This window comes from Gordonia alkanivorans NBRC 16433 (genome assembly GCF_000225505.1).
In the GTDB taxonomy this organism is placed as follows: domain Bacteria; phylum Actinomycetota; class Actinomycetes; order Mycobacteriales; family Mycobacteriaceae; genus Gordonia; species Gordonia alkanivorans.
The window spans coordinates 75,172-95,079 of record NZ_BACI01000026.1; the positions used below are offsets into that span (position 1 = coordinate 75,172).

Genomic DNA, 19,908 nt, shown 5'->3' on the forward strand with positions numbered 1-19,908 from the left:
CGGCGCAGGCGAGAGACCGCCTGCGCCGCTGTCGTGTTCACCGCAGCAGGTCGCTACCGAGCATGTGATGGACCGCGCGGTACGAGAACGTCATCGCGGTGCCGAGCGGGACTCCCGGACCGGGGTAGATCGCCCCGCTCACCGACGCGCTCGTGTTTCCTGCGGCGTACAACCCCTCGATCGGGCTGCCGTCGACCGTCAACACGCGGGCATCGGCGTCGGTCCGGACACCGCCCTTGGTTCCGAGGTCACTGAGGACGATGCGCGCCGCGTAGAACGGCCCGGTCGCAATCGGCGGCAGCGCCACGTTGGGCAGCTCCCGCGGCGGGCAGAAGAACGTGTCATACGGGTCGCCGCCGCGGCCGAAGTCCTCGTCGACGCCGCGTTCGGCGAAGCCGTTGAACCTCTCGACCGAGGCGCGCAGCGTGGCCGCGTCGACGCCGATCTTGGCGGCCAGTTCCTCGATCGTCTCCGCCGAGACCCAGGTGCCCGCGGCGAAGTGGTCGTCGGCCGAGGCCTCCGGAATCGACATCGCCGGCAGGACCGGGCCGCCCTCGGACGAGTCGAAGATCAGGTACGACGGCAGCGCGGACTCGCCACGCGCGATCATCTCCCGGCCGAACCGGTCGTAGGGCAGCGACTCGTTGAGGTAGCGGTTGCCGGTGGCGTCGACGAGAATGCCACCGCGGACACAGACCATGAAAGCGCCCGAGCCGTCCGGCAATTCGACGCCGGGGCAGAACCACGCCTGATCGAGGAGGGCCGTGTCGGCGCCGAACGCGACCGCCGCGCGGATCATGTCACCGGTGTTGGCGCCCGCCGGGCCCATGCTCCACTGCGCCTTGCCGGGGGTGCCGTGGGCGGCGCGCATCTCCTCGCTGCCCTCGATGCCGCCGGCGGCGAGCAGGACACCGCGCTCGGCCCGGACACGAAGCGTCCGACCATCGGCATCGGTGGCCTCGACACCCACCACCCGATCGTCCTCGGTCAGGAGCCGGGTGACCGCGGTGCGGGTACGCAGGTCCGCACGACCGGTGCCCCGCAGCGCCAGCAGGAGTCGCCCGATCAGCGCCTGTCCGGCGATGAGGGTCTCGTCGGGGTGCAGCTGTCCGGCGCGGTCGACGATCGGAGCCGGACGCACCAGCTCGCGCACCTCTCCGGCAGCCTCGCTCGGCAGGTCGACCGGGATGATCGACCGGCCGGCATCCATGCGTCCCGGAGCATCGAAGTAGTCGGGGAACGGCTGGTATTCGAACTCCAGGTGCGGATCGCGTTCGAGGAACTCGACCACCGCCGGTGCGGTCGTCACATACGCGTCCTGCCGGTCGGCCTCCGCGTCACCGAGCAGTGCCCGCAGATAGGTGCGGGCGTTGTCGGTGGAGTCGTCGAGACCTGCTCGCTCCTGGACGACGCTGCCGGGCAGCCACAGTGACGCACCCGAGTACGACGATGTGCCGCCGAAGAGCGCGGTCTTCTCCAGAACGACCGTGTCCAGTCCGTTCGCCGCCGCGGTGTAGGCGCCGGCGAGGGCTCCGCCGCCCGACCCGACCACCACGACATCGCAGCGAATATCCCAGTCCTGCATGCTTTCTACCTCCGAGTTGTTCGTAGGTGTCATGCAATCGCACGGTGTGACCCGACGCACGCGGGTTCCCGCCCATTGAACATCCCGGACACAGAACTCCCCCGACGCAACGGGGGCCGTCGCGACGGGGGAGCGGATACCTGGTGTCAGGCGTCGATCTGTGCGGTGGCGGTCGCGAACCGCGCCAGATGCGCATCGGCGGTGCCGAACTCGTACTCGATGGCGGTGAGGCGCTTGAAGTAGTGGCCGATCGCCAGCTCCTCGGTCATGCCCATGCCGCCGTGCAGCTGCACCGAGTTCTGCCCGATGAAGCGTGCGGCCCGGCTGATCGTCGCCTTGGCGGCCGAGACCGCGGCGGCTCGCTCGGCGGGCTCGGCGTCGAGCGACAGGATCGCGAAGTACTGGGCGGCCACCGACTGCTCGAGCCGCAGGTGCATGTCCACCATGCGGTGCTGCAGCACCTGGAAGCTGCCGATCGGGACGCCGAACTGTTCGCGTTGCTTGGCGTATTCGACCGTGTCGGTGAAGACCTTGCGCATCAGTCCGACGGCCTCGGAGACCACGGCGGCGGTGGCGGTGTCCCAGGCCTTCTCGAGCAGGTCGATGGCACCGTCGCCGGCGATGAGTGCGTCACCGGGGAGCCGGACGTCGGTGAACGTGATGTCGGCGGCCTGCCGGTCGTCGATGGTGCGCAGCCGCTGCAGTTCGAGTCCCTCCGGCGCGCCGTCGGCGAGATCGATCAGGAACAGCGAAACGCCCGCCGGATCGTGCGGCTCACCCGAGGTGCGGGCACTGACGATGAGGTAGTCGGCGATGGGTGCGGTGGTGACGACGGCCTTGCTGCCGTTGAGCTTCCATCCCTCGCCGTCGCGGTCGGCGCTTGTCTCGATGCGCGACAGCACGCCACCCGAGCCGTCCTCCAACGCGGCGAGCGCGCTCAGGGCCTCCCCCGCGGCGATCCGGCCGGCGGCTTCGAGCGCGACGGCGTTGCCGGTCGAATGCAGCAGTCCGGCACCGAGAACCACCGAGTCGACGAACGGCTCGACGACCAGCGCGTGTCCGAGTGCCTCGGTGACGACCATCAATTCCTCGGCGCCGCCGCCGAATCCGCCGATCTCCTCGGGCAGGCAGGCGCCGACGACACCGAGGTCCTCGACGAAGGCCTTCCAGATCTTTGGCTGCCAGCCCTCGCCGACCTTGGCCGCGTCGCGGCTGACCTGCAGGTCGTAGCGTGCGTCGAGGAACTTGTTGAGTCCGTCGGACAGCAGCTGCTGTTCGGGGGTGAGTGTGAAGTCCATCAGTTTTCTCCTGTGACCCGTCAGAGACCGAGAGCTGCTTTGGCGAGGATGTTCCGTTGAATTTCGTTGCTGCCCGCGTAGATCGAACCCGCGCGGTCGTTGAAGTAGTGCAGCGGGGCGACGGCCTGCCAGGGCTCACCGCTGACGTAGCCGTCGGTGGGCGGCGTGTACTGGAAGATCGGACCGCCCGGGCGGGTCGCATGCGGCTGGAAGACGCGGCCGTGCGGGCCTGCGGCCTCGAGCGCCAGAGTGGTGATCTCCTGGCTCAGCTCGGTGCCCAGGATCTTCAGCATCGACGCGATCGAGCCGGGATCCTTGCCCGACGTCATCGCTGCAAGTGCTCGGTACTCGAGGACTTCGAGGATCTTCGCGCGGATCTGGAGGTCGGTGAGCTTGCCCGCGAACGCCGGGTCCTCCGACAGCGGCCCGCCGTTCGGTGCGGTGACCGTCGCCGCGTCACGGCCGAGCTGCTCGGCCATGACCTGCAGCGCCGGGGCGGCCGCACCGCCGCCGCGCTCGAAGACGAGGAGGTACTTGGCGACGGTCCAGCCGTCGTCGATCTTGCCGAGCACGTTCTTCTTCGGGACGCGCACGCCATCGAAGAACACCTGCGCCTGGACCTGCTCGCCGGAGGCGAAGACGAGGTTCTGGACCTCGATGCCGGGGGAGTTCATGTCGATGAGCAGGAAGGTGATGCCCTGCTGTTTGCGCTCCTGGCGCGAGGTGCGGACCAGGCAGAAGATCCAGTTGGCCTCGGCGGCGTGGGTGGTCCAGATCTTGGAACCGGTGACGACGAGGTCGTCGCCGTCGTCGACCGCGGCCATGGACAGCGACGCGAGATCGGAACCGGATTCGGGCTCGGAGTAGCCCTGGCAGAAGAAGACGCTGCCGTCGAGGATGCCGGGGAGGAAGAAGTTCTTCTGCTCCTCGGTGCCGAACGCCATGATCGCGTGGGAGACCATGCGGATGCCCATCGGCGACAGCGCCGGTGCGCCGGCCAGGATCGACTCGCGGCTGAAGATGTAGTGCTGCGACTGCGACCAGTCGCAACCGCCGTACTCCACCGGCCAGGCCGGCGCGGCCCAGCCGCGCTCGTGCAGGATGGCCTGCCACGTCATCGAGGCTTCGTGGTCGGAGTAGACCGAGGTACGCAGCGTGCCCGCCGCCCGCAGGTCAGGAGTGAGCTTCTCGTCGAGGAAAGCCCGTACCTCGTCGCGGAACGCGGTGTCGGCCGGAGACCAGTTCATGTCCATGGGCGGTGCGCAACCTATCTGTAAACGGTTGTGGTCAGATTGGGGTCGAATGGCAATCTACCGAATGTTCGCTCCGGAGCGTAGTCCGGCTCACGAATCGGTTCCCAGTGTGACGTGCGCGGGGTCGTCCGGGGGCGATTCGGGCGTCGTCGGCGGGGGCGACTCCTCGGGAACCGGCTTGGTGCCCGACGAGGACAACAGGACGTCGGCCCAGCGGGTGGCCGGGTCGATGTCGATGAGCAGGGCCTTGGCCAGCAGCGTCAGCGGTACCGCCAGGATCGCACCCAGGGGCCCGATCGCCCAGGCCCAGAAGATCAGGGACAGGAACGTCAGCGTCGTCGACAGGCCGACGGCGTCGCCGACGAATTTCGGTTGGATGACCGATTGGATGATCACGTTGATGACGCTGTAGACCGCGATGACGACGAGCATCTTGGTGACGCCGCCGTCGAGCAGCGCGAGAAGCGCGGGCGGTACGAGACCGATCACGAACCCGATGTTCGGGATGTAGTTGGTGATGAAGGACAGCAGACCCCACAGGATCGGCAGCGGGACCGACAGCAGTGCGAGGGCGATGCTGTCGAAGACGGCGACGATGAGGCCGAACACCGTCGACACCCACAGGTAGCTCCGGGTGCCCTGGGCGAAGGAGCCGAAGGCCGCGGCGATGTCGGGACGCATCCCGCGCAGGTGTTCCATCCGGGCGTCGAAGCCCACCGAGTCGGCTGCCATGAACAGCAGCAGGGCGAGCACGAGAACGAGGGCCGACGCGACGCTCAGCGTGCTGGAGAGCAACTCGGTGACCACGTTGACGACCTTGCTGGTGTCGACATTGGAGATCATGTCGTGGACCTTGTCCTGGCTGACCCCGTGGGCGGTCAGGAAGTCCTGGAAGCTCGTGATGATGTCGTTGAACTTGTCGTCGTAGTCCGGCAGGATCGATGCGAGTCTGGCCACCGAGAACACCAGTGACGCGAACAGTCCGATCAGGATGCCGTAGACGAGGACGATCGTCGTCAGGAATGCCGCCCAACCGGGAAACCCTTTGGTGCGCAACCATCTCGGCACCGGTTGCACTGCCACGGTCAGCATCAGCGCCAGGAACGTCGGCGCCGCGAACGACGAGACCGCCTTGATGCCGCCGACCGCGACCACCAGACCGGCGATGGTGATCAGGACTATCGTTCCGCGGGGGAGCGTCCAGGCGGGCGGGTCGGTGCGGTAGGGCGGTGCCTCGGGCGCGCGCGTGGTGGCTCTGGAGCGGTTCGTGCCCCGACGTGCCATGCTCTCGCCTCACTCTCTGTACGACGCGGATCGTGCACGGTGTGCGCGACCGTCATCCAGTGTTCAGTACGACGATCTGCGGCGGAGTGCTTTCCGGTGGCGGGGTGTCAGCCGTCGATGATGTGGGCCCGTCGTGCCAGCGTCGAACTCGCCCCCGCCGCGGCGGCCCGGACCGCGGTCGCGTGCGCTCTCGGGTGGAAGCGGTGTACCGGGCCGGTGACGCTGATCGCGGCGAGCGGGGCATCGTCGGCGTCGAGTATCGGGGCGGCGACGCAGACGAGGCCGAGGGTCGATTCCTCGAACTCGAAGGAGACCCCGTCCTCGGCGATCTGGGAGAGCTGTGCACGAAGGAGCCCGGGGGCGACGATGGTGTGCGGTGTGCGCCGGCGCAGTGGGCGAGCGAGCTGCTCGGCGATGACGGGATCCGGCGAATTCGCCAAAAGTGCCTTCCCGATGGCTGTGCAGTACAACGGCATTCGACCACCGAGTCGCGACGGGGCGGCGGCCTGGCGATGTCCGCCGATCTTCGAGACGTAGACGACCTCGAGATCCTCGGGGATGCCGAGATGGACGGTTTCGCCGGTACGGACGTAGAGGTCCTGCATGAACGGCGTCGCGACTTCGATCAGTCCTCGCTCCGGGGATGCGCGCATGCCGAGCTCGAACAGCCCGCTGCCGAGCGCGTACCCGCCCGCTGTGCGGGTGAGAAGACGAGCGGCGACGAGCTGGCCGGCCAGTCGGTGCACGGTCGTCTTGGGGAGCGCGGTGCGCTGGGCGAGGTCGGCGAGCGTGACCTGCCGGTCATTGGAGTCGAAGGCCTGGAGCACCGTGATCGCCTTGCCGAGCACGCTCGAGCGATCGAGCTGTTCCTCGCTCATGGACTACCTCCTGGGCTCATTTCCGACGTGCTGTCGTACCGCTCACCGGAACGCGATGCTCGACCCAGGGTATAGCGGCACCCCACGATGGTGCGGAGTCGCCCGAGGAGATCGCGGCCGACGACCGAACCGACAACAGAGGCAGCACATGAGTTCCCCGACCTCGGCCCCCGACCGAACCGACCGCGACCCCGCGATCGCCGCTGCGGCGCAACGGCTCAGCAGCGCGCTGGCGAATCGCCGGCCCTGTGCGCCGATCCGAGATCTCATCGCGGCCGACGACATCGAGTCGGCCTACCGTGTACAGACGCTGTTCAACGCCGACCGGCCCGCCGCGGTCGTCGGCCGCAAGATCGGGGCCACCTCGGTGGCCGTGCAGACCCAGCTCGGCGTCGACCAGCCCGACTTCGGAGTGCTGTTCGCCGACATGGCCTTCGGCGACGGTGAGACGATCCCGATGGGGACACTCCTGCAGCCCAAGGCCGAGGCCGAGGTCGCGTTCATGCTGAAGAGCGACCTGGCCGACGGCGATCTCGACATCGAGCAGTGCCGCGCCGCCATCGACTACGCCGCGCCGGCCCTGGAGATCGTCGACAGCCGGATCACCGGCTGGGACATCACCTTCGCCGACACCGTCGCCGACAACGCATCAGCCGGGCTGTACGTGATCGGCACCGCTCGTCGCACCCTCGACGAGTACTCGCCGGTCGACTCGACGATGACCATGACGATCGACGGCGAGGTCGTCTCGGAGGGCAACGGGGCTGCGTGTCTCGGGGATCCGCTCAACGCCGTCGCGTGGCTCGCGCGCCGGGCTCGCCAGTTCGGGGAACCGCTGCGCGCGGGCCAGCTGATCCTGTCGGGTGCGCTGGGACCGATGCGGCCGATCGCCCCCGGTGCCACGGTGACCGCCGAGATCGGCGAACTCGGTTCGGTGACAGCACATTTCACCTCCAATTGACTCTTCCGCACATCCAAGGAGAAGGACCATGACAACAGACACGCCACGGACCAAGGTGGCGATCATCGGCTCGGGCAACATCGGTACCGACCTGATGATCAAGGTGCTGCAGCAGTCGCAGTATCTCGAGATGGGGGCGATGGTCGGTATCGACCCCGATTCCGACGGCCTCGCGCGCGCCCGCGCAAAGGGCGTGCCGACGACGCACGAAGGTGTCGACGGCCTCACGCGCATGGAGGGGTTCGACGAGATCGAGATCGTCTTCGACGCCACCTCGGCCAAGGCTCACGTCGCCAACGACGCCCTGCTCCGCCCACTGGGCAAGCGGATGATCGACCTGACCCCGGCGGCCATCGGCCCCTTCGTCGTGCCCGCGGTCAACCTCGCCGACCACATCGACGCGGAGAACGTGAACATGGTGACCTGCGGTGGGCAGGCGACGATCCCGATCGTCGCGGCCGTCTCGCGTGTCGCGCCCGTCGCCTACGCCGAGATCGTCGCCTCCATCTCGTCACGTTCGGCCGGGCCGGGTACCCGCGCGAACATCGACGAGTTCACCGAGACCACGTCGAAGGCGATCTGCTCGGTGGGCGGCGCACAGCGCGGCAAGGCGGTCATCATCCTCAACCCCGCCGAGCCGCCGCTGATCATGCGCGACAACGTGTTCTGCCTCGTCGACGCGCCCGACGAGGGCACGCACGAGGAGATCCGGTCCTCGATCGAGAAGATGATCGGCGACGTCGCCGCCTACGTGCCCGGGTACCGCCTCAAGCAGGAGATCCAGATCGCCGCGATCCCGGCCGATCAGCCCGTCCACACCCTGCTCGAAGACGGCACCGAGATCACCCCGACCCACCAGGTGTCGGTGTTCCTCGAGGTCGAGGGCGCCGCACACTACCTGCCCGCCTATGCGGGCAACCTCGACATCATGACCTCCGCCGGCCTGCAGGTCGCCGAGCGGATCGCGCAGCAGAAGGACAACGCACGATGAGCAAGATCTTCGTCCAGGATGTGACCCTGCGCGACGGCATGCACGCCGTCCGCCACCGCATCACCCCGGAGAACGTCGGCAAGATCGTGCGCGCGCTCGACGCGGCCGGGGTCGACGCCATCGAGGTCGCCCACGGCGACGGTCTCGCCGGCGGCTCGGTCAACTACGGGCCGGGCAGCAACACCGACTGGGAGTGGATCGAGACGGCCGCGGCCAACATCACCAACGCGCGCCTGACCACCCTGCTGTTGCCGGGCGTGGGCACCATCGAAGAACTGCAGCACGCCTACGATCTCGGCGTGCGGTCGGTGCGCGTGGCGACTCACTGCACCGAGGCCGACGTGTCGGCACAGCACATCGCCAAGGCGCGCGAGATCGGCATGGACGTCTCGGGCTTCCTGATGATGAGTCACATGGCCGAGCCCGCGAAGCTGGCCGAGCAGGCCAAGCTGATGGAAAGCTATGGCGCACATTGCGTCTACGTGACCGACTCGGGTGGCCGATTGACCATGGACGGAGTGGCCGACCGGGTTCGGGCGTACCGCGACGTTCTCGACGCGGGCACCGAGATCGGCATCCACGCGCACGAGAATCTGTCTCTGTCGGTGGCCAATTCGGTGGTCGCGGTGGAGAACGGTGTCTACCGCGTCGACGCCTCACTCGCCGGACACGGTGCGGGAGCGGGTAACTGCCCGATCGAGGCCTTCATCGCGGTCGCGAACATCAAGGGTATGCAGCACGGTTGCGACCTCTTCGCCCTGCAGGACGCCGCCGACGACATCGTCCGCCCGCTCCAGGACCGTCCGGTGCGTGTCGACCGCGAGACGCTGACCCTCGGCTACGCGGGTGTGTACTCGAGCTTCCTGCGCCACGCGGAAGCCGCGAGTGCCCGGTACGGCGTCGACGTCCGCAGCATCCTGCTCGAGGCGGGCGACCGCAAGCTCGTCGGTGGCCAGGAGGACATGATCGTCGACATCGCACTGGATCTCGCGGCGGCGGAGACTGCGCAGGCGGGCTGAGTTCGTCCTTGATTCAGGTTGCGTTCTGTCCCGGGAAGCGGGACAGAACGCAACCTGAATCAGGGGCTACCCGGCGAGGATCAGCGGCCCTTCCACTCCGGAGCTCGCTTCATCACGAATGCCATGATGCCCTCGAGGGTGTCGCCGCTGATGATCAGCGAGTCGAGCACGTTGGTGCTCGCGCGGACCGCTTCGACGGTGTCGGTGATCGCGTCCGACTGCTCCATGGTCGCGATGGACGCGCGGACCGAGGTCGGCGACGCGGCGAGGATCTCTTCGGCCACCTCGCGGGCGGTCTCGAGAACCTTTCCGGCCGGGGCGATCCGGCTGACCAGTCCGGCGGCAGCGGCCTCGGTGGCCGAGATCCGGCGACCGGTCAGGATCATGTCGCGGGCCAGTGCCGACGGGATCAGCCTCGGCAGACGGACCAGACCGCCTGCGGCGGCGGCCAATCCGACCTTCACCTCGGGCAGACCGAACGAGGCCTCCTCGTCGGCGACGATGATGTGGCAGGCCATGGCGATCTCACACCCGCCGCCGAGAGCGAAACCGTTGACGGCGGCGATGACCGGCTTGGGCAGGCTCGCACGTGCGGTGAGCCCGGCGAATCCGTTCTTGGGCACGGACAGTGCGGCCGGGCTGGCCGTCGCGGCGAGGTCGTTGCCCGACGAGAAGGCCTTGTCGCCCTTGCCCGTCAGGATCGCGACCCAGAGGTCGTCGTCGGCGAAGTAGGCGTCGAAGATCGAGTCCAGTTCGGCGTTGGCGGCCGGGTTGAGTGCGTTGCGCGCGTCGGGCCGGTTGATGGTCACCTCGAGCAGGTGTCCGTCGCGACGGATCTCGACGTGCGCGTAGCTGTCCCGGAACGCCGGTGCGACCACGGGGTATTTGGCGTCCATCGCCGCCTCGGTCAGCTTGACCCGGTTGCCCTTGTCGAAGGAGCGCACCACGATCTCGGTGCCGGCGGGATCGTCCGACGTCAGCAGGAGGTCGAAGAACTCGTCGTCGTCGGAGTCGAGGTTGGCGACGAACCGGGCGCCGAGGCGATCCGGCGCGGCGTCGTCGATGAGGCGGCCGATCACGACGCCGGTTCGCTTGCCGCTCTTCGACGGGATCACCGTGTAGGTCTCGATGATCGCCGGGCCGTCGGCGTCGCCGACGGTGGGAACGGTGGGCACCGCATCGAGCTGCGTCTGGACCTTGGCGCTGTTGTCGGCGCGCCAGGGTGCCGGAGTGGTCGAGTAGACGCCCGCCGCATGCTTGCTGAGTACACCGCCGTTGGCGATGACGAGACCGAAGTCTCCGGGGGATTGCCTTACGCGCGAGACGACCTCTGCGATGGCATGCAGCGAGTAGTTGTTGCCCGGACCGCCGAAGAACGGCAGGCCGCCGGTGACGGTGAGTCCGCGCGGGTCGTCGGCGGAGAGGCCGAGCCCGTCGAGGATGTTGAAGACCGCGATCGGGAAGCAGCTGTAGATGTCGATGACCGAGACGTCGTCGAGACCGATCTCGGCGACCTCGAGCGCATGCTTCACGGCAGCGGGGGCAGCCGGTGCGGCGCCGAGGTCGGGGCGGTCCAGCGAGGTGCGCTCGACGGTCTCGGCGTGGCCGTGCAGGAAGACCCACTTCGACGGGTCGATGCCGGCGGCCTGCGCGGCCCGGATCGACATGACGACGACGGCGGCCGACTGGTTCACCTGGTCGCGGGCGACGATGTAGCGCGTGAACGGATCGGCGACGACCCGGTTCCCGTCGGTCGGGGTGACCAGCTCGGCGGCGTCGCGTTCGGTCGGGGCGGCCGAATGCGGGTTCGCCGCGGCGACCTTCGTGAAGGGTGCGAACAGCTCGCCCATCGCGGTGGCGTACGCCTCGCGGCCCAGGCCGGTGTTGTGGCGGCGGGCGTTCTCCAGCAATGCGTACTGCGGGATCACGGAGGCGAGACCGTGACGCATCTCGGCGACGGTGATGATGCCCTTGAGGCCGAAGCCGCGGTCCTCGAGTTGTCCGCCGACGGTCTCGGCGAAGCTGGGACGCTCGTTGTCGGGCTTGGATTGCAGGTGACGCACGGTCGACATGACCTCGACGCCGAAGATGACCGCGGCGTCGGAGTCGCCCGCGGCGATGACGCCGGCGAGTTCGGTGAGCATCGTCTGCGGGGTCTGGCCGCCGGTGACGGCCTGCACGGCGCGGCGGGGGTCGGCGCCGACGCGCTTGCCCACGGCGCGGGGCATGTTGTCCGGGCGGCCGAGCGGCGACGAGGACAGCGGGCTCGAGATCTCGAACGAACGGATCGCCGCGATGGTGTCGATGGATGACGCGAGGTCGGAGGCACCTGCGTCGTCGAAGGCGGCGGTGACGGCGCGCGCCGCGAGGTCCGCTTCACCCAGCGCTTCGTATCCGGGATCGGTCAGACGCTCAGAGGCCTGGCCGACACCGACCACGACGGGGGTGTTCGGGTCGAGATCAGCGATCGAGATTGGCATACGCATAGATTGACACAAAGCCGCCGGAGACGTTCCAACATGGTCCGGGAAACGCCATACCTGCGGGTTCGGTCATCAGTGTGGCGGCGAAATCGAGACTTGGGAACGTTGCGTTCAGCGCGGTTTCAATCGTGGTTCTCGAGTCGGGCGACGGCCACACTATCGGCCGACAAGTCTGTACCGAAAGGACCATGTGATGACCGCAACCGTGCCCACGAGCACGCCGGCCGCCGGCACCACCGACGAACGGCTCGACGAGGTGTTCGCCCCGATCTTCGCCCGAATCGCCGAAGGAGCGGTGGCGCGTGAAGACGATCGCCGGCTGGCGCACGACGAGGTGTCGTGGCTGCGTGAGTCCCGGTTCGGCGCGCTGCGCGTGCCGGTCGAGCTCGGCGGGTACGGTGCCTCGGTCCGTCAGGTGTTCCGGCTCCTCGTCGACCTGGCCACCGCGGAGTCGAACCTCCCGCAGGCGCTGCGCGTGCACTGGTCGTTCGTCGAGGATCAGCTCACCGCGCTGCCCGATCCCGAGGCCGAGCGCTGGCTGCGCAAGGTCGCGGAGGGCACGCTCGTCGGGAACGCCATCACCGAGCCCGGTGTCGGCGCGATCGACCGCTACCAGACGCGCCTGACCCGGGACTCCGACAGCGATGACGCATGGCGCCTGGACGGCACCAAGTACTACAGCACCGGCAGCCTGTACTCCCACCACATCCTGGTCGCCGCCGACCAGGACGGTGAGCGCGTCTCGGTGCTCGTCGACGCCGACGCGCAGGGCGTCATTCAGCACGACGACTGGGACGGCTTCGGTCAGCGTCTGACCGCCAGCGGGACCACCGAGTTCAGCGGCGTGCAGGTGTCCGCGGACCGCATCCTCGGCCCGGGTTACGGCGTCTCCGGTCGCACCTACGCCACCTCGTACCTGCAGCTCGTGCAGCTGTCGGTGCTGGCGGGCATCGCGCAGCGTGCCACCGAGGACGTGAGCGAATGGGTGCGCGAACGCAAGCGCACCTTCACCCACTCGACCGCCGACCTGCCCCGCCACGATCCGCTGGTGCAGCAGGTCATCGGCCGGTTGACGGCGGCCGCCTACTCGGCGCGCACCATCGTCCTCGAGATCGCCGATCGGCTCGACCGGCTCGCCGAGACCGGCTGGCAGGACGAGAAATTGCTCGACGAGGTCGAATTCGACGTCGCCCGTGCGCAGGCGACCGTCATCCCGCTGGTGCTCGACGCGACCACCCAGCTGTTCGAGGTCGGCGGCGCGTCGATCACCTCCGAGCGGCTGCGCCTCGATCGCCACTGGCGCAACGCCCGCGTGATCTCGGTACACAATCCGCTGATCTTCAAGCTGCAGGCCATCGGCGACCACGTGCTCAACGGCACCGAGCTGCCCTACGCCTGGAGTGCCGGCCAGAAATAGGGGGCTACCCTGGCCGCATGCAGCGGATGGCGGCGGCGGACGCCGCGTCGTACTGGATGTCGGAACGCATTCCGAACGACCAGCTGCTGCTGTACTGCTTTGCCGCACCGTCGATCTCGCTCGACGAGTGCGCCCGGCGACTGTCGGCGCGGGCGAGGCACGTCGACGACCTGTGTCTACGGGTCCACGACGTCCCGGCGACCGCCGACCGTCCGTACTGGGTCTCCGCCGAACCCGCACCCGACCAGGTCCGCGTCGACACCACGACGCGGACCTGGTTGTCGTGTCTGGACACCGTCGGCGACCTCGTCGCAGATCCGCTGGTGCCGTCCCGAGCGGCCTGGCGTCTGCATCTGTTCGGTCCGGTGACCGACCTTCCGGCCGGTTGTGGTGAGTCGGTCACGGGAGTCGTTGTCGTATTGCAGATCTCGCATGCGATCGGTGACGGTCGGCGCGCATCGCAGATCGCCCGGGACCTGTTCACCGCGCCGTACGACAATCGCCGTGGTGGCGGCTTCGGAATGCCCGGGCCGGTTCGCGATGTCGGAACCCTCGCGCTGGGTGCACTGCGGTTCCCCGGAGAATTCGTCTCGACGGTCCGACGCGGAGTACAGGTCGCTCGGATTGGGAAACCGGCGAATCCGGGAAAGCCGGGTTATCCGCTGACGACACTGAACCGCAGCCCCGGGTCGCGGCGACTCCTACGGGTCATCGTGCTCGACCGCGAGCGTCTCACCGCAGCCGGGTCTCCGGTCACCGTCGCCGTGCTCGTTGCCATCTCGCAGGCGCTACCGCGATACCTGGGCGACGATTGCAGACGTCTCGGTGTAGAGCTCACGGTCGGACGATCAAATAAATCGGAAGCGCGCAACAACTTTCGCAATGTGGGGATCGATCTTCACCTCGAAGTCGACGATCCGCATGAACGAGCACGACTCGTCCGCGCCGAGATCGACGCCGCCCGTGCGGCCGACGCCGACCCCGCACGAGTCGCGCAGCGACGCGTATCGGAGGTCACTCCGGCGATCCTCACGCGCTGGGGCATCCGGGCCTTCGACCTCGACACCCGACCCGAGACGGTCACCGGCGTGACCGTGGTGTCCTCCGTCGACCGCGGTGCCGCCGACTTCGACCTCGATGGCGGCGAGATCCTGTTCACCACCGGCTTTCCCGCCCTGTCGCCGGTACAGGGCCTCACCCACGGGGTGCACGGCATCGGCGACCGCGTCGCGGTGTCGGTGACCACGAGCCCGGACGTCATGCCCGACGTCGACCGGTATGTGGAGTTGCTGCGGGCCGGTTTCGATACGACTCGTCGCTAGGGTCAACTGGAAATCGGACGTGTTGACGTTGGGGCGAGTAGGAAGGGCCGGGTTCACACGAACCCGGCCCGGGTGTTGGTCTAGCGGTGGTTTGGTTCCCGCTCAACCGCTTCCTTCCCGCGGTGTCTGTTTCCTTCCCGCGGGTGCTATCCGGTAAGCGGGAAGGGATCGGCCACGCGGAAACATCTACTACCGAAAGTCGTTGACACATCCAACGATTCGACGATCTCAGCGATCACCGTCGTGGCTAACCGTTGGTGTCTGCATCTGCCGGGGAGGCCCCGTTGCCGTTGCCGCCGGAGCCCTTGGGGCCGCGCGTGAGTCGCTTGGGCAGACGGTCGGCGAGACCGCCGAGGGGAGCCACCGTCTGATTCAGGAGGTCCACGGTCTCGGCGAGTTCGTGGACGGTGTCCTGCATGGCGATCAGGTTGGGTGCGAGCTGACCGATGACCTCGGTCAGCTCGGTGATCCGATCCAGCGGACCGCCCGGCGCGATGGCGCGTTCGACCGCGCCGCCTTCGCCGACCAGCTGATCGAGCAGACCGGCCTCGGCGGCGAACCGGTCCAGGATGCCTCCGGGCGCGGTGACCTTCTCCAGCATGCCGTCGGGTGCGGTGAGCTTGTCGACGACGCCGCCCTCGGAGGTGAGACGTTCGAGGATGCCCTCGTTCTCGGTGAACTGGTCGACGACCCCGCCGGGGCGGGTCAGGCGGTCGAGTGGGCCGTCCTTCGCGGTCAGGCGCATCAGGATGCCGCGTTCGTCGGCCATCTGGTCGAGGAGTCCGCCCTTGGCGGTGAGCTTCTCCAGCGGACCGTCGGATGCGGTCAGCCGGTCGATGACCCCGCCCGGGTTGAGGAGCCGTTCCAACGGCCCGCCCGCGGCCAGGATGCGTCCGAAGGGGCGGTCCGGACCCAGCAACTCGGACAGCTGGTTGAGAAGGGCGAGGGGGGTACGGGCCGCACTGAGTTCGTCCTCGACTCCGAAGGCCTGGGTGATCTCGTGCTGGACGCTGCCCGCGGTGATGCGTGCGATGGTGACGGCGGACTCGGCTGCAGCGAGGACCACACCGGTCACGGTGAACCCCAGCCGCAGCGGCATCTGGAGGAGCGCACGAGTCGGGTCGGTCCCGTAGGGTGCGCTTCGGTCGGGAAGAGACTCCATGGTTCCCGACACTAGGCCACCGGCTCGCGATCGTGGGTGAAGCCTGGGCGATTCGTGGGTCAGGTGACCCACGTCGGCGTCTCTACTCCGTCGCGGCCTTCGCAGCGGCCTTGGCCGCCTTCTTGAAATCGCGGACCTTCTGCAGCGAGTCGGGGTCGACGACGTCGGCGACCGAGCGGTATCCCTGCTTGCTGTAATCGCCGGCGACCTTGGTCCAACCGGACGGCTTCACGTCGAGCTGCTTGGCGACGAGCGCGACGAAGATCTTCGCCTTCTGCTCACCGAAGCCGGGCAGATCACGAAGGCGCTTCATCAGGTCGGCGCCGCTGCTCGCCTCGGTCCAGATGCGGGAGGCGTCGCCGCCGTACTCCTCGGCGACGACCTTCGCGAGCGCCTGCACGCGTCCGGCCATCGAGCGGCCGTAGCGGTGGATGGCCGGGGGAGTGGAGCAGAGGTCCGCGAAGGCCTCGGGGTCGGCGTCGGCGATCTCCACCGGGTCCATCGTGCCGAAGCGGTCGCGGATCTTGGCCGGACCGGCGAAGGCACGCTCCATCGGGAACTGCTGATCCAGCAACATCCCGACGAGCAGGGCGAACGAATCGGTCGAGAGCAGTTCGTCGGCCGCGGGTTCCTGGGCGATCTGGATCTTCGGCATGGGATCGATTCTGGCAGACGCGGTGCGCGCGCCGCTCTAGACTGCCCCCATGATCAGCGGGGAGAGCATGACGGGGCGAGCAGGATCACGAGGCGCGTTCCGCGCGGGTGTCGGAGCGGTCATCGCGGCGGTGGTGGCAATGCTCATCGGCGTCGTCGGGCCGGGGAGTGCGAACGCGATCCCGGACTACACCGAGCCGAACTACGTCACGACCCTGAACTGCACCTCGGCGAACCCGTGGCCCGCAGGACCGGTGAAGATCCGCGTCGACGTGTTCAACAACATCCGGTTCCCGGCCGACGGTCTGCCCGGGCCGGCGATCGCGCTCATCGGCACCGATCGTGCGAAACCCGTCGCACTGGAATACACCTACGACATCACGGTGTCGTGGCGGAACCTGCGGACCGGGCGCACCGGCACCGTCTTCGTGCCGGGACGCGGATTCACCGTCAAATGGCAGGTCGACATCCATCCCGGTCGTGGTCCGGTCGCGTTCACGATCAAGCAGAAGCTCGGCGCCCTGGCGTTCAACCCGATGGTCAACCCGCAGTACTCGTCGTGCAGCGGGCGCGCGACCGCCTGACCGGTCTCGATCAGCGTCGACGCAAGCGTTCGGCGAGTCCGCCTATGAGCAGGTACTGCGCGGCGAAGTAGCTGGCGAGCACCCACGCCTCGCCCGCCACCCGGACGCGCGGGTCGGTGACGAGGTGGCGGCGGTTGATGATCGCCAGATCCGACAGCAGGAACGTCACGCCGCCGATCCGCAACCGCGGCTGCGGATCGGACATGGCGCTCGCGGTCGCCGACATCGTCGCGAGGGTGTTGCCGTACGTGCCCAGGACGGGCAGCAGCGCCGGCCGGTGACGGGCCAGCACCGCGGCCGATTCGGCGAGCACCCCGACCCGGGGGAGCAGCTGTCTCGCCGACGGCCGGGCACCCGCGCGCCACATCGTCGCGACGTAACTCAACTGGGCTCCGGCGAACAAGGTCGCGCCGAGTCGCAGGTAGCGGTCCTTGGCGACCGGCTCGGTCTCGAACTCCTCGAGCAGCATCAGTCGGTCGCCGGCCATCGAGAATGCCAGTGCGCCCGCCAATCCGGCGTTGTCGAGGGCGTCGCGCTCACGTGCCCCGGCCGCCGCCTGTGCCACCAGCAGCAGCATCGGCAGTGGCTTGGTCAGGCCCGCCGCCCGCCGGTGACCGAGAGCGCCGGTGACGGTGGCCGCCGCTGTCGTCGCCGCATAGGCGAGATCGAACGCCCGTTGCTTAGACAGGCGACGGTCCGGAAGACGGCGACCCATCATCGACTCACTTCAGGACTTTGGCGATGAAGGCGCGGATGTCGTTGTCGGACAACTTCGCCGACTGCGCAGCGTCGAGGGTGAGGTAGGTGCGGGCCTGCACCTTGCGATCGGCACGCGCCTGGTTCAGGTACTTCAAGGACAGCGGCACGACGACCGACGTGTCCTGGAGCGACTGGGTCATGATCACCGGCTTGACGAAGCCACGGCTCGGCAGGGCGGTGGCCTCGGTCAGCAGATTCGTCAGATCCGTGTTCTCCGACACCGGCTTGGCGAAGAGGGATCCCATGGCGAGACCGTCGACGTTCTTTCGGAACTCGGTGATGCATTCGTTGGCGGCCTTGGCCATCCACTTCTTACCGGTGTCGGTGAGCAGCGAGTCGACGTCGAGTCCCGGACGCACATTGCGGATCGCGCTGAGCGTGTACAGCGCGTCGGCGGCGAGACCGGACGGGATGCTCGCCGACGACGGTCCGAGATTGGCGAGGAGCGCTCCGAACTCGGCGGGGATCGACGTAGCCGCCGCGCCCTTGAAGTCCAGCGAGTTGCGCGCCTGCAGCTTCGGCGCGAGGCGAGCCAGCGTGATCGCGGCCGCGGCACCCTGACCCTCGCCGACGACGGCCCACGAGCGCGACACGGTGTCGGAGACGTCGTGTGCGGCGCTCACCGCGTCGACGATGTTGCGGGCGGTGGCCTCGAGGTCGTAGTACTGCGGGGTTCCCGGTGTGCCGACGCCCGCGTAATCGGTGGAGACGACGGCGTAGCCGCGGCCGAGCCACCGGCTCAGTTCGGTGGTGTCGTCCTTGGTCGGACGCTCCGACGGTGCGCACTTGTCGGCGATGCCGCGCGAGCCGTGCGCCCACGCGACGACCGGCCAGCCGCCGGCAGGTGCCCGGCCGGCCGGGACCATCAGCACGCCGGACGACAGGTGCGCCTTGCCGTCGGCGCCGGTACTCCAGTAGGTGAAGTCGTTGCCGGCGGCGGAGCCGGCGACCATGCGGTTACGGGGCAGGTCACGGTTGGCGTAGACGGCACCCGGCGCCTGGCCCGGGCCACGGGTGTCGATCGTGCCCGCGTTGTCGTCGGCGGGTGCGCCCGTTTCCTCGTCGGTGGCGTCGGTGGTTGCGCCGGGCGAGGGGGTGCTGGTCGACGGGGTGGTCGTGGTGGGTTCCGCGGCGGCCTCGGCAACGAGGCCGAAGGAGGTCAGGCCCATGGTGAGGGCTGCGGCGACCGCGACCGTGCGGGCGATGGAGGCACTCCGACGGGTGGAAGAGATGCCGTGCGTGTTCATGTGTCGTCTATTCGTTCGGTGTGGCGGTGGGGGTGGAAAGATCAACGGCGAGAAGAGATCTCACGCGTAGACCGGGAGTCAGGCGTTGACGATGCCGACGGCCGGGAGGAACCAGCAGTTCTGGGAGCCGTTCTGCGCGGTGCCGAAGACCGCGGACAGGATGGTGCCCTTACCGGTCTTCACCGGGGCGAGACGCACACCCGAGAGCAGGGGCAGGGCGGTGAGGGTGGCGCCGTTCTTCAGCGGTTCGAGGTCGGCGAAGCCGCCCTGCAGAGTGCTGGTGTTGAACCAGGCGACCTGCATGGTGCCACCCTTGCCGGCCTTCGGGGAGGCCGGCACGAAGGCGTATGCGGTCTCGCCGTTCTCGACCACGTTCATCTTGTCCGGGATGCCTGCGATCGGCAGCATGTCGAGGAGCGGCTTGAGCCCGGCTATCGGATCGGTCTTCAGCGGCCACGGGCCCGCGACCGCGCCGGCGCCCGCGGTGACCAGACCGAGCGGGTTGTCGGGGGTGGGGGTCGTGCAGAAGGGGGCGACGGACGGGGTCAGGGTCTGGATGCCCAGGCTCTTCAGCAGTGCCAGCGGATCGGTGGAGGCCACCGGCCGGGGTGTCCCCGCAGCGGGAGCGGCGGCCGGCTGGGGCTGCGATGCGTCGAAGGGCAGCGCACCGGCACGTCCGACGACGTCCTGGACGGACAGCTGTCCGGAGCTGCCCATGACCGCCTGCGCGGCCTGGAGGGCCATCTGGTCGACGCCCGCCGACTTCAGCAGACGGACCGCGCCGGCCAGTTCTGCGTCGAACGGGATGGAATACGCGCTCAGCATGTTCGGCGGGAGGAGGGGGAGCGATGGGGCGGCCGAGGCCGGGGCGGCCGAGGTGACCGCTGCTGCGGCCATCGCCACGCCCACCAGGCCCACGCCGCAGCGCCGGATTCCGCGCCGACCGATCAGTGGACGTGTGAATCGAGACGTGATGGACATGGCACTCCTTCGAACAGCCGAACACCCCGC

The 19,908-nt window shown here is 68.5% G+C and carries 17 protein-coding genes; 6 read left to right on the plus strand and 11 right to left on the minus strand.

The features are described 5' to 3' along the window. Positions 1-37: 37 nt before the first annotated feature. From GOALK_RS03670 to GOALK_RS03690, 5 genes are all read right to left on the minus strand, one after another. The gene (locus GOALK_RS03670; protein WP_006357445.1) at positions 38-1,585 is read right to left on the minus strand and encodes an FAD-dependent oxidoreductase; all 1,548 of its coding nucleotides are present in this window, start codon (positions 1,583-1,585) and stop codon (positions 38-40) included. Positions 1,586-1,731: 146 nt separating this feature from the next. Beyond that, positions 1,732-2,883, minus strand: coding sequence for an acyl-CoA dehydrogenase family protein (locus GOALK_RS03675; RefSeq protein WP_006357446.1), 1,152 nt, complete (start codon positions 2,881-2,883; stop codon positions 1,732-1,734). A gap of 20 nt (positions 2,884-2,903) precedes the next feature. Then, the gene (locus GOALK_RS03680) at positions 2,904-4,136 is read right to left on the minus strand and encodes an acyl-CoA dehydrogenase family protein (RefSeq protein ID WP_006357447.1); all 1,233 of its coding nucleotides are present in this window, start codon (positions 4,134-4,136) and stop codon (positions 2,904-2,906) included. Positions 4,137-4,226: 90 nt separating this feature from the next. Then, positions 4,227-5,420, minus strand: a complete 1,194-nt coding sequence (locus GOALK_RS03685) for an AI-2E family transporter (RefSeq protein WP_006357448.1) — start codon at positions 5,418-5,420, stop codon at positions 4,227-4,229. Between the two features lie 107 nt (positions 5,421-5,527). After that, positions 5,528-6,298, minus strand: a complete 771-nt coding sequence (locus tag GOALK_RS03690) for an IclR family transcriptional regulator (protein ID WP_006357449.1) — start codon at positions 6,296-6,298, stop codon at positions 5,528-5,530. A 148-nt stretch (positions 6,299-6,446) separates the two neighbouring features. Between GOALK_RS03690 and GOALK_RS03695 the strand changes: the two genes are divergently transcribed. Genes GOALK_RS03695 through dmpG form a run of 3 tightly spaced genes read left to right on the plus strand, consistent with a single transcriptional unit; the run spans position 6,447 to position 9,269 of the window. Beyond that, the gene (locus GOALK_RS03695; protein WP_006357450.1) at positions 6,447-7,259 is read left to right on the plus strand and encodes a 2-keto-4-pentenoate hydratase; all 813 of its coding nucleotides are present in this window, start codon (positions 6,447-6,449) and stop codon (positions 7,257-7,259) included. A 28-nt stretch (positions 7,260-7,287) separates the two neighbouring features. Beyond that, positions 7,288-8,250: an acetaldehyde dehydrogenase (acetylating) gene (locus tag GOALK_RS03700; RefSeq protein ID WP_006357451.1), complete on the plus strand. Its 963-nt coding sequence runs from the start codon at positions 7,288-7,290 to the stop codon at positions 8,248-8,250. After that, positions 8,247-9,269 carry a 4-hydroxy-2-oxovalerate aldolase gene (dmpG, locus tag GOALK_RS03705; protein ID WP_006357452.1) on the plus strand — a complete coding sequence of 341 codons (1,023 nt, stop codon included), beginning with the start codon at positions 8,247-8,249 and terminating at the stop codon, positions 9,267-9,269. The genes GOALK_RS03700 and dmpG overlap by 4 nt, the downstream gene beginning before the upstream one ends. An 80-nt stretch (positions 9,270-9,349) precedes the next feature. On the opposite strand, the gene GOALK_RS03710 is transcribed toward dmpG, so the two are convergent. Then, positions 9,350-11,749: an acetyl-CoA acetyltransferase gene (locus GOALK_RS03710; RefSeq protein WP_006357453.1), complete on the minus strand. Its 2,400-nt coding sequence runs from the start codon at positions 11,747-11,749 to the stop codon at positions 9,350-9,352. Between the two features lie 196 nt (positions 11,750-11,945). Between GOALK_RS03710 and GOALK_RS03715 the strand changes: the two genes are divergently transcribed. Continuing rightward, a complete protein-coding gene (locus GOALK_RS03715; protein WP_006357454.1) occupies positions 11,946-13,169 on the plus strand; it encodes an acyl-CoA dehydrogenase family protein in 1,224 nt (407 codons plus the stop codon). Between the two features lie 17 nt (positions 13,170-13,186). Then, positions 13,187-14,491: a WS/DGAT domain-containing protein gene (locus tag GOALK_RS03720; protein WP_006357455.1), complete on the plus strand. Its 1,305-nt coding sequence runs from the start codon at positions 13,187-13,189 to the stop codon at positions 14,489-14,491. Between the two features lie 247 nt (positions 14,492-14,738). Here the strand turns inward: GOALK_RS03720 and GOALK_RS03725 are convergent, their stop codons facing one another. Beyond that, positions 14,739-15,653 (minus strand): hypothetical protein, encoded by a 915-nt coding sequence (locus tag GOALK_RS03725; RefSeq protein ID WP_006357456.1) that lies wholly within the window; start codon positions 15,651-15,653, stop codon positions 14,739-14,741. Between the two features lie 82 nt (positions 15,654-15,735). Continuing rightward, the gene (locus GOALK_RS03730) at positions 15,736-16,308 is read right to left on the minus strand and encodes an HhH-GPD-type base excision DNA repair protein (protein WP_006357457.1); all 573 of its coding nucleotides are present in this window, start codon (positions 16,306-16,308) and stop codon (positions 15,736-15,738) included. Between the two features lie 139 nt (positions 16,309-16,447). On the opposite strand from GOALK_RS03730, the gene GOALK_RS03735 reads away from it, so the two are divergent. Next, on the plus strand, positions 16,448-16,891 hold the full coding sequence (locus GOALK_RS03735) for a hypothetical protein (protein WP_006357458.1): 444 nt from the start codon (positions 16,448-16,450) through the stop codon (positions 16,889-16,891). A gap of 10 nt (positions 16,892-16,901) precedes the next feature. Here GOALK_RS03735 and GOALK_RS03740 read toward each other — a convergent pair whose 3' ends face one another. From GOALK_RS03740 to GOALK_RS03750, 3 genes are all read right to left on the minus strand, one after another. Beyond that, a complete protein-coding gene (locus GOALK_RS03740) occupies positions 16,902-17,606 on the minus strand; it encodes a lysoplasmalogenase family protein (RefSeq protein WP_035751167.1) in 705 nt (234 codons plus the stop codon). 7 nt (positions 17,607-17,613) lie between these two features. Continuing rightward, positions 17,614-18,897 carry an alpha/beta hydrolase gene (locus GOALK_RS03745; RefSeq protein ID WP_040003968.1) on the minus strand — a complete coding sequence of 428 codons (1,284 nt, stop codon included), beginning with the start codon at positions 18,895-18,897 and terminating at the stop codon, positions 17,614-17,616. A gap of 78 nt (positions 18,898-18,975) precedes the next feature. Then, positions 18,976-19,878 carry a hypothetical protein gene (locus GOALK_RS03750; RefSeq protein ID WP_006357461.1) on the minus strand — a complete coding sequence of 301 codons (903 nt, stop codon included), beginning with the start codon at positions 19,876-19,878 and terminating at the stop codon, positions 18,976-18,978. Positions 19,879-19,908: the final 30 nt, after the last annotated feature.

What these genes read in the sequence shown, in the direction of transcription:
- GOALK_RS03695 (WP_006357450.1), top strand. Translation starts at nt 6,447, where the DNA reads ATGAGTTCCCCGACCTCGGCCCCCGACCGAACCGACCGCGACCCCGCG.
- GOALK_RS03675 (WP_006357446.1), bottom strand. Translation starts at nt 2,883, where the DNA reads ATGGACTTCACACTCACCCCCGAACAGCAGCTGCTGTCCGACGGACTC.
- GOALK_RS03745 (WP_040003968.1), bottom strand. Translation starts at nt 18,897, where the DNA reads ATGAACACGCACGGCATCTCTTCCACCCGTCGGAGTGCCTCCATCGCC.
- GOALK_RS03740 (WP_035751167.1), bottom strand. Translation starts at nt 17,606, where the DNA reads ATGGGTCGCCGTCTTCCGGACCGTCGCCTGTCTAAGCAACGGGCGTTC.
- GOALK_RS03680 (WP_006357447.1), bottom strand. Translation starts at nt 4,136, where the DNA reads ATGGACATGAACTGGTCTCCGGCCGACACCGCGTTCCGCGACGAGGTA.
- GOALK_RS03725 (WP_006357456.1), bottom strand. Translation starts at nt 15,653, where the DNA reads ATGGAGTCTCTTCCCGACCGAAGCGCACCCTACGGGACCGACCCGACT.
- GOALK_RS03720 (WP_006357455.1), top strand. Translation starts at nt 13,187, where the DNA reads ATGCAGCGGATGGCGGCGGCGGACGCCGCGTCGTACTGGATGTCGGAA.
- GOALK_RS03730 (WP_006357457.1), bottom strand. Translation starts at nt 16,308, where the DNA reads ATGCCGAAGATCCAGATCGCCCAGGAACCCGCGGCCGACGAACTGCTC.
- GOALK_RS03685 (WP_006357448.1), bottom strand. Translation starts at nt 5,420, where the DNA reads ATGGCACGTCGGGGCACGAACCGCTCCAGAGCCACCACGCGCGCGCCC.
- GOALK_RS03700 (WP_006357451.1), top strand. Translation starts at nt 7,288, where the DNA reads ATGACAACAGACACGCCACGGACCAAGGTGGCGATCATCGGCTCGGGC.
- GOALK_RS03710 (WP_006357453.1), bottom strand. Translation starts at nt 11,749, where the DNA reads ATGCCAATCTCGATCGCTGATCTCGACCCGAACACCCCCGTCGTGGTC.
- GOALK_RS03750 (WP_006357461.1), bottom strand. Translation starts at nt 19,878, where the DNA reads ATGTCCATCACGTCTCGATTCACACGTCCACTGATCGGTCGGCGCGGA.
- GOALK_RS03735 (WP_006357458.1), top strand. Translation starts at nt 16,448, where the DNA reads ATGCTCATCGGCGTCGTCGGGCCGGGGAGTGCGAACGCGATCCCGGAC.
- GOALK_RS03715 (WP_006357454.1), top strand. Translation starts at nt 11,946, where the DNA reads ATGACCGCAACCGTGCCCACGAGCACGCCGGCCGCCGGCACCACCGAC.
- dmpG (WP_006357452.1), top strand. Translation starts at nt 8,247, where the DNA reads ATGAGCAAGATCTTCGTCCAGGATGTGACCCTGCGCGACGGCATGCAC.
- GOALK_RS03670 (WP_006357445.1), bottom strand. Translation starts at nt 1,585, where the DNA reads ATGCAGGACTGGGATATTCGCTGCGATGTCGTGGTGGTCGGGTCGGGC.
- GOALK_RS03690 (WP_006357449.1), bottom strand. Translation starts at nt 6,298, where the DNA reads ATGAGCGAGGAACAGCTCGATCGCTCGAGCGTGCTCGGCAAGGCGATC.